The organism is Thermococcus sp., from assembly GCF_027063845.1.
In the GTDB taxonomy this organism is placed as follows: Archaea; Methanobacteriota_B; Thermococci; order Thermococcales; family Thermococcaceae; genus Thermococcus.
This window is the reverse complement of the sequence record NZ_JAMOQU010000006.1, coordinates 1-2133: the sequence shown is the minus strand read 5'-3', so window position 1 is coordinate 2133 and position 2133 is coordinate 1. Positions and strand designations below refer to the sequence as shown.

Genomic DNA, 2133 nt, shown 5'->3' with positions numbered 1-2133 from the left:
CTCATCGTCCAGAAGCGACCGCGGTACATGGTCGCGTAGACGCCGCGGGTGAACGGATATTCTCCTGGGAAGCCGAGCTTCTCAAGGTAGTCCCAGTCCTCGCCGAGGTCAGCGGGAGTGTAGAGCCTCTTAATCTCGAAACCGTCATCGGTCATGAACTTCTCCTTTCTCTCGGGCCTCTTCTCGATGAACTTTTTGACAGTGGTCTCCTCCCAGCGCTTCTCCTCCTCGCGAATCTTGGCGAGCTTCTCCTTATCGAAGGTCATATCAACCACCGCTTAGGGTAGGGCGGGGAACTATAAAAACCTTTTACATAGCGAAAGGAAGCATTTGGCATTGGATAAAAAGTCCAGTTTGAGAGGTTCGAAAACCTGACAAAACGTCGAATAGGGAGGGGCATTGTTTTGAACATTGTTCCGAACCAGAGCAAAAAACCTAATAAACAACGAAATCTTAAATAAAAAATCGAAAACTTTGCGGAGGTGGTGGCGTGCAGGCCGTGGCCAGGAGGGCGCGCTCCAAGTGGGTCACTGGGTTGAGGCCCAAACTGGAGGAAGCCTTCTCGCGCGGGGCCTTCGAGGGAACTCTCCTTGGCAAGGCCGAGCTCAGGGGGCTCGACATGCTGGAAGTCGTCGAGATAAAGCTCGTTCCTGGAAAGCCTGAGGGACCGTCCTTCGAAGTCTCGGGTAGAATCGTGACCTTCAAGTTCCCCGTGGAGAAGGGGGAGAACCTTGACGACGTCTACTACCCCTTGATGGGTATGCTCAACAGGGTCTAAAGCTTTAAGCTCCTTCCCCAAGTTTTTCTGATGCTCGTCAAAGGTATCGGCCTCGACAGCTCGGCAAAGCTGGCCTTCCAGAGCCACGCCCACAGCGACCACTTCGTTAGCGGGGAGGTCATCTTCGCGACCAGAGCAACTAAGTTCCTCAGCCACCTCCGCAAGGGCGGGTTCTATCGCGAGGTCAGGTTCGGGAAGACCTTCTACATCGGCGACGTTAAGGCGAAGCTCTATCCAGCAGGCCACATGCTCGGTTCGGCCGGAATAAAGCTCTGGCTCGAGGCCGGAACGCTCTTTTACACCGGCGACACCAAGTGGTTCAAGCTGAGGACAGCCGAAAAGAGCCGCTTCCCGAAGGCGGACTTTCTGGTAATCGAGGCGACCTTCGGCGTTCCAGCTTTCACGTTCCCCTCTCCAAGGGAAGCGGAGAAGAAACTAATCGCCTTCGTCGAGGAAGCCATTGACAGAGGGAAGAGGCCCGTTCTCTACGTGAACCAGACCGGGAAGGCGCAGGAGGTCATGAAGATACTCGACGTCCACGGGGTAACGGTCAGGCCCTCGCGCGAGATGATAAAAGTGGCGAGAGTTTACTCGAAGTTCGGGGTTCGCTTTGGCAACATCGAGAGCGATGGAGAGGTAATCCTCCGCTCCTATCGCTCTCCTAAGGTTGAGAACTCGTTAAGTCCCTGGGAACTGACGGTTTCTGGATTTGGAAGGCTGAAGCTCAGCAACCACGCCGACTTCTGGGAGCTGGTAAGGATAGTGGAAAAAGTTAAGCCTGAGAGAGTTTTCACAGTTTACGGCTTTTCCAGGGAGTTCGCTGAAATCCTAAGGGGGCTCGGCTACGAGGCTTTCCCAATACAGCCGAACTCCAGGGTTGAGATTTGAACGCTGTTCAATACACACCTGCTTTTTCCAGCTAACATTGAACATCGAACGATACCGGAACCGAAACCTTAATATATTCGAAATTCATCAAAATATACCGAAGAACCTTCGTCATAGGGCCCTACCTGTTAGGGAAGTTGCGGGCACGTGGCAGGACCCCCGCGGTCTGAGAGCTTCAGGCGTTTGGGGCATCACAGCTGAACGGGGGTGATACCCAGACCGCCCCTTCCCCTTCTACCTCCCGTCTTCTAACTTCAATTCAAGCCCTCCGGGGAACTTTTTTAGTCACCTTTTGTAGAGTAAATCGAAAAGTTTATAAAGGGTTCCTTTTTAGTAACTACTGGTAACCAAAATAAAGGTCGTGGGGGTGGTGCCGATGGTCTGGAGGAGGGACCGCTACTGGGACCCCTACGACATAATGAGGGAAATCCAGGAGGAGATTGACGCCATATTCCGCGACTTCATGA

The 2133-nt window shown here is 53.3% G+C and carries 3 protein-coding genes and 1 pseudogene; 3 read left to right on the top strand and 1 reads right to left on the bottom strand.

Annotated features, from left to right (window positions below):
* Nucleotides 1–266, bottom strand: a 266-nt coding sequence (locus MVO87_RS00295) for a methylmalonyl-CoA mutase family protein (protein WP_297551795.1), incomplete at its 3' end; no start/stop codon positions are given.
* 224 nt (nucleotides 267–490) lie between these two features.
* On the opposite strand from MVO87_RS00295, the gene MVO87_RS00290 reads away from it, so the two are divergent.
* From MVO87_RS00290 to MVO87_RS00280, 3 genes and pseudogenes are all read left to right on the top strand, one after another.
* The gene (locus MVO87_RS00290) at nucleotides 491–778 is read left to right on the top strand and encodes a hypothetical protein (RefSeq protein WP_297551793.1); all 288 of its coding nucleotides are present in this window, start codon (nucleotides 491–493) and stop codon (nucleotides 776–778) included.
* Between the two features lie 30 nt (nucleotides 779–808).
* Nucleotides 809–1666 carry an MBL fold metallo-hydrolase gene (locus MVO87_RS00285; protein ID WP_297551791.1) on the top strand — a complete coding sequence of 286 codons (858 nt, stop codon included), beginning with the start codon at nucleotides 809–811 and terminating at the stop codon, nucleotides 1664–1666.
* 376 nt (nucleotides 1667–2042) lie between these two features.
* A pseudogene (locus MVO87_RS00280) lies at nucleotides 2043–2133 on the top strand (Hsp20/alpha crystallin family protein); the annotation flags it as partial.